This is a genomic window from Mesorhizobium sp. M7A.F.Ca.US.005.03.2.1, assembly GCF_003997795.1.
Classification (GTDB): domain Bacteria; phylum Pseudomonadota; class Alphaproteobacteria; order Rhizobiales; family Rhizobiaceae; genus Mesorhizobium; species Mesorhizobium ciceri.
On record NZ_RZRP01000424.1, the window covers coordinates 1 to 5,412 of the forward strand.

The window sequence follows — 5,412 nt, forward strand, 5'->3', positions numbered from 1 at the left end:
GCCAAGAACCGCGACCGCATCTACCAGAAGGATTTTACGGTCGTGGCCGGGCAGAACCAGGAAATCGAGGTTCTGGCCACCGAGGCCGCGGCGATGGATCCTGAAGAAGGCGCGGATTAACCTTCGTTTTAAGGATCAAGCCGCCAGCTCGGTCCGCGCCGGCAGGAACGGGATCCGGCGGCGTGGCAAAGCTGGCGCCAGGTCGAACACGCCGCGATAGAGGCGGTCGAGCAAGGCCTTGCGGTCGCGCAACGGCTCCAGTTCGCTCCAGCTCAGCACATCGCCGACGCGCACGTCGATCGCCTTGCCCGACAGCCGCGCGAATTCGTGGATGAGCAGCGATGTGCGCAGCGTCAGCGAGGCCTTGCCGACGAACTTGGCCACCCGGCCGTCGCGCTCGGCCATGTTCATCGGCCCGCTGACAAGATGGAACAGCCTGCCGTTCTGCCCGGAAAAATGCATCGGGATGACCGACGCCCTGGCGTCCTGGACGAGGCGGGCCGGAAACATCTTCCACGGCAGATCGCGCGCCCGGCCAAAACCCTTTGGCGCGGTGGCGACACCGCCGGCCGGAAATACCACGATGGTGACGCCCTCTTTCAACAGTCGCACCGCTTCATGGCGCACGGCCATGTTGTTCTTCAGCGCATCCTTGGTCTCCGAAAAGTCGATCGGCAGCGAATAAGGCTCCATCTCGCGGATCCTGAGCAGATCCTTGTGGATCATCACCCGGAACGGACGGCCGAGCTGCTCGGCCAGCGACAGCACGGCGATACCGTCACCGATGCCGAACGGATGATTGGCGACGATCACCAGCGGCGTGTCCGGCAATTGCGCGGGCGGCCACTGATCAGCGGTCCGCACCCGCACGTCGATCAGGTCGAGCATGCGGCTGAACACGCGTTCGCCGGTCGGCACGATCTGGCGGCGCCAGAAATCATAGAGGGCTGTGTAGCGGTCGCGGCCCGACAAGCCTTCGACCGAATGTATGAACCAGCGCGTCAGCGCCGGCTGGCGCGGATTGGCATAGGAAAGCTCGGGAAAGGGTCGTTCGCGCAATTTCAACTTGAGCATAGGGGCTCGTTACAAGGTCGGCGTGACAGGGATATGAAAATGGCGGTGGATCGCTCCACCGCCATTTGGTCGAAACTATGCCAATCAGGCCGCGCGTTTGCGCCGGCGGTCGGGTGTGACGGCTTCCTCGGTCAGTTGCGCGATCGCCTGGTCAAGGCCAAGCGATTCCTGGTCGCGCGAGCCCAGTCGGCGCATGTTGACCGTCTGCTCTTCCGCTTCGCGCTTGCCGCAGACGAGGATGACCGGAACCTTGGCCAGGCTGTGCTCGCGGACCTTGTAGTTGATCTTCTCGTTGCGCAGATCCGCTTCCGCCAACAGCCCAGCGGCCTTCAGCTTTGCCACCACCTCGGTCGCATAGTCGTCGGCATCCGACGTGATCGTCGCCACCACCACCTGCAGCGGCGCGAACCACAGCGGGAAATGGCCGGAATAGTTCTCGATCAGGATGCCGAGGAAGCGCTCCATCGAGCCGCAGATGGCGCGGTGAACCATGACAGGCTGCTTCTTCTCGGAATCCGAGCCGATATAGAAGGCGCCAAACCGCTCCGGCAGGTTGAAATCGACCTGCGTCGTGCCGCACTGCCATTCGCGGCCGATGGCATCCTTCAGCACATATTCGAATTTCGGCCCGTAGAAGGCGCCCTCACCCGGATTGATCGAGGTCTTGATGCGATTGCCGGACCGTGTCCTGATCGTCTCCAGCACGCCGCCCATGATCGCCTCGGCGTGATCCCACGCCTCGTCGGTACCGACGCGTTTGTCCGGCCGCGTCGAGAGCTTGACGCTGATTTCGTCGAAACCGAAATCAGCATAGGTCGACAGGATCAGATCGTTGATGCGCAGGCATTCCGCCGCCAATTGCTCCTCGGTGCAGAAAATGTGCGCATCGTCTTGCGTAAAACCGCGCACGCGCATCAGCCCGTGCAGCGCGCCGGATGGTTCGTAACGGTGGACGTTGCCGAATTCCGCAAGTTTGACAGGCAGATCGCGATAAGACTTCAACCCATGCTTGAAAATCTGCACATGGCCCGGGCAGTTCATCGGCTTCAGAGCGAAAACCCGGTCGTCATCGGTATCGTCGCCGGCCACCGTCACCTTGAACATGGCGTCGCGATACCATCCCCAATGGCCTGACGTCTCCCACAGGCTCTTGTCGAGAACCTGCGGCGCGTTGACCTCCTGATAGCCCTGCTCGTCGAGGCGGCGGCGCATGTAGTTGACCAGGTTCTGGAACATCTTCCAGCCCTTGGCGTGCCAAAAGACGACGCCAGGCCCCTCTTCCTGGAAATGGAACAGGTCCATCTCGCGGCCGATCTTCCTGTGGTCGCGCTTCTCGGCCTCCTCCAGCATCGTCTGATAGGCTTCGAGCTGCGCCTGATCAGCCCAGGCCGTGCCGTAGATGCGGGTCAGCATCGGATTGTTCGAATCGCCGCGCCAATAGGCGCCGGCCACCTTCATCAGTTTGAAGGCGTTGCCGATCTGCCCCGTCGAGGCCATGTGCGGGCCACGGCAAAGATCGAACCAGTCGCCCTGCGCGTAGATCTTGAGATCCTGATCCTCGGGAATGGCGTCGATCAGCTCCAGCTTGTAGCGTTCGCCCTTGTCGGCAAACACTTTCTTCGCCTTGTCGCGCGACCAGACTTCCTTGGTGAACGGCTTGTTGCGCGAAATGATCTCGCGCATCTTCTTCTCGATCACGGGAAAATCGTCAGGCGTGAACGGCTCGTTGCGGGCGAAGTCGTAGTAAAACCCGTTCTCGATCACCGGCCCGATGGTCACCTGCGTTCCCGGCCACAATTCCTGCACGGCTTCCGCCAACACATGTGCGGCGTCGTGACGGATCAGTTCGAGTGCGCGCGGGTCGTCGCGGGTGACGATCTCGACCTTGCCGGATTTGCCAAGCGGATCGCTGAGATCGCGGACGGTGCCGTCGATCGCATAGGCGACCGCCTTCTTGGCCAGCGACTTCGAGATCGATTCGGCGAGGCCCGCACCGGTCATCGCCGCGTCGTATTCGCGGACGGAGCCATCGGGAAATGTCAGGGAAACGGAATTCAGCATGTATATCTCCTATCCAGTCCCGCAAACGAGCGCGGGTGGTTGAAATGCATGTCGCCCAAAAATGTGTGGGCGGTTTTGGGGTTACGACATGCAAAGAGTAGGCCGGATGCGTCCGCCAGCGGCTGTCTTTTATGGACAGATTCCGCCGCCGTAAAGCCCGGCTCAAATGTCAGACTTCATTTGATGAGCAGCGGCAGGTCCTTCAGGAACGCGGCTCGGGTCTTGAGGCCTTTGGGCATATCGGTCCGATCGGTGTCGACGACAAGGCGCGCAAAGACGATCTGGCGGCCATCCTTGTTCGCCCAGCCGACGAACCACCCAAGCGAGCGCTTATCCTGAACCTTGTCGGCATCGTTGCGCAGCCTAGTGCTTCCGGTCTTGCCCTGCACCGTCCAGCCTCCGGCCTGGAAGGTCGGGATGATGGCTGATGTCATGTCGTAGGCCCTGGCCGAGACAGGCAGCTTGCGGGCCAGCAGCTTGCGCAGGAAATCGACCTGCTCGACCGGCGTGATCTTGAGCGAGGAGTTTATCCAGGATTGGGTCAAACCATCATTCTTGCCGGGATTGCCGGAAACATCGGCATTGCCGTAGCCGAATTTGGAGACATAGCCCGCCAATTTTTCCGGCCCGAGCCGACTGGTGATTTCACGGGAGAACCAGACGATCGAATCCCGTTCCCAGATCACCGGATCGACGGTCTTCTGGTCCCGCTTCACCGCCTTGAACTCCGGCTTGTAGTCCCACGCCGGCGTATGCTCGTCGCTCAGGATCCCGCTGTCATAGCCGATCAGCGACAGCGGCACTTTGAACGTCGAGGCCGGGCTGAACCGCTGGTCGCACACTCCGTCCTGGTAAAGCGTCTTGCCGCTCGCCGCATCGGCGATCACCGTGCACTGCAAATCCCCCAGCGGCGCCGATTGCGCGCGCAACGGAAATCCCAGCAGCCAGGCGAGCAGGAACAGGATCCCGGCAAAGATGAAGGGAAGACGGTCGAAATTGCGCATTTTCTGCTCGCTCCAGAAGGGGGTTCGTGAGCGGCTTAGCGGGGTCTCTTGTCTCGATTTTGTCTCAAATGCGCAGTCTTTGTGCAGGCTGTTGTTAACCCTACCGGATCGTAAACCTGCTCTCCCCCCGGCCATCATTCCTGCGCTTTGCCGTGCTTGCTGCCGATCCGCCAGTACCGCCAGGGCATGAACCAGAGATAGCGATCCGCAAGCGCCTCCGGCACCAGGTCTATGCCATGCGTGCCGAATGGCCCGCAGCGCAGCACGCGGAAGAATCCCATCCAGCCGCCGGCCCACAGGCCATGGCGGGCGATCGCCTCATGCGCATATTCCGAACAGGTCGGCAGATGCCGGCAGGAATTGCCGACAAAGCCCGACAGCGTCAGCTGGTAGAGGCGCACGAGCGACGTGCCGAGGAGACGGCCTGGCGTCTTGCGCCAGGGGCCGGGCCAGTTGCGGCCGCGTTTTTGCGACCCGTCTATATGCGCATGCCCATGCTGGTCGCGCACCACAGTCTCCGTATCGCGTTTCCCAGGCGATAGATGTGGACTTCCGCCGGAGAACGCAATCCCCCCTCCTTGCGCGCCCCGCCATCACGGACGGGAACGGCGAAACGGCTGCCTGTCAGCCGACGGCGCCCAGCGGCCACGACTGGCCGGCCCCTCGCGGCGCTTTGAATGCTGCTTTTCGTCACGCCATTGAAACGTCGCGATCCGCATGACATCGCCAAAAATGTTCAGCAACTGGATCATGGTCGGTCTCCTTTGACATGGATTAGACCGCCGCTGGCCTTCGCCTTCAAACGAGTATAATTTCCACTTCGGATAATCCTGGGTTATGCGAAATGAAGCGTGGGCGCCTGCCGCTGACGGCATTGAGGAGCTTCGAGGCGGCGGGCCGGCATCTGAGCTTCAGCCGGGCGGCCGAGGAGCTTTTCGTCTCGCAGGCGGCGATCAGCCGGCAGATCCGCGAGCTCGAAATCTTCCTGCATCGACCCTTGTTCGAACGTCACCATCGACGAGTCGAACTGACCGACACCGGCCGGCGTCTGCTGGATCAGCTTGTCAGAAGTTTCGACGCCATCGATACCTTGCTTGGCGATCTGGTGGCGACACCGGCGCAGTCCGTGGTCCGTGTCAGTGTCGAGCCGTCGCTTGCCTCCGTGTGGCTGGTGCCCCGGCTCAACCGCTTTCGCCAATTGCGGCCCGACATCGACGTCTCTCTCGAGGTCGATCCAAGGCTGATCGAGTTCCGCAGCGATCAGCCGGAGCTT

Annotated in this window: 6 protein-coding genes; 1 reads left to right on the forward strand and 5 read right to left on the reverse strand. The window is 61.7% G+C overall.

From position 1 onward, the window contains the following. Nucleotides 1–135 precede the first annotated feature (135 nt). The 5 genes from EN991_RS21900 to EN991_RS21920 all read right to left on the reverse strand — a co-directional run bounded on the left by EN991_RS21900 (nt 136) and on the right by EN991_RS21920 (nt 4,891). Nucleotides 136–1,074, reverse strand: a complete 939-nt coding sequence (locus EN991_RS21900; RefSeq protein ID WP_127369530.1) for a GNAT family N-acetyltransferase — start codon at nt 1,072–1,074, stop codon at nt 136–138. Between the two features lie 84 nt (nt 1,075–1,158). Continuing rightward, nucleotides 1,159–3,135 carry a threonine--tRNA ligase gene (gene thrS, locus EN991_RS21905; RefSeq protein ID WP_063172025.1) on the reverse strand — a complete coding sequence of 659 codons (1,977 nt, stop codon included), beginning with the start codon at nt 3,133–3,135 and terminating at the stop codon, nt 1,159–1,161. Nucleotides 3,136–3,311: 176 nt separating this feature from the next. Continuing rightward, a complete protein-coding gene (gene blaOXA, locus EN991_RS21910; protein ID WP_013531977.1) occupies nt 3,312–4,139 on the reverse strand; it encodes a class D beta-lactamase in 828 nt (275 codons plus the stop codon). 134 nt (nt 4,140–4,273) lie between these two features. Further along, complete coding sequence (gene yidD, locus EN991_RS21915; protein ID WP_127369531.1) at nt 4,274–4,648, reverse strand: membrane protein insertion efficiency factor YidD; 375 nt, start codon at nt 4,646–4,648, stop codon at nt 4,274–4,276. 84 nt (nt 4,649–4,732) lie between these two features. After that, entirely contained in the window at nt 4,733–4,891 is a 159-nt protein-coding gene (locus tag EN991_RS21920; RefSeq protein WP_127369532.1) for a hypothetical protein, read from the reverse strand. Nucleotides 4,892–4,983: 92 nt separating this feature from the next. On the opposite strand from EN991_RS21920, the gene EN991_RS21925 reads away from it, so the two are divergent. Next, nucleotides 4,984–5,412: LysR family transcriptional regulator (locus tag EN991_RS21925; protein ID WP_127369533.1), on the forward strand; the 429-nt coding region annotated here is incomplete at its 3' end.

Bases quoted from the DNA above. Each gene is read 5' to 3' on its own strand.
- thrS (WP_063172025.1), bottom strand. From the start codon at position 3,135: ATGCTGAATTCCGTTTCCCTGACATTTCCCGATGGCTCCGTCCGCGAA.
- EN991_RS21920 (WP_127369532.1), bottom strand. From the start codon at position 4,891: ATGATCCAGTTGCTGAACATTTTTGGCGATGTCATGCGGATCGCGACG.
- EN991_RS21900 (WP_127369530.1), bottom strand. From the start codon at position 1,074: ATGCTCAAGTTGAAATTGCGCGAACGACCCTTTCCCGAGCTTTCCTAT.
- blaOXA (WP_013531977.1), bottom strand. From the start codon at position 4,139: ATGCGCAATTTCGACCGTCTTCCCTTCATCTTTGCCGGGATCCTGTTC.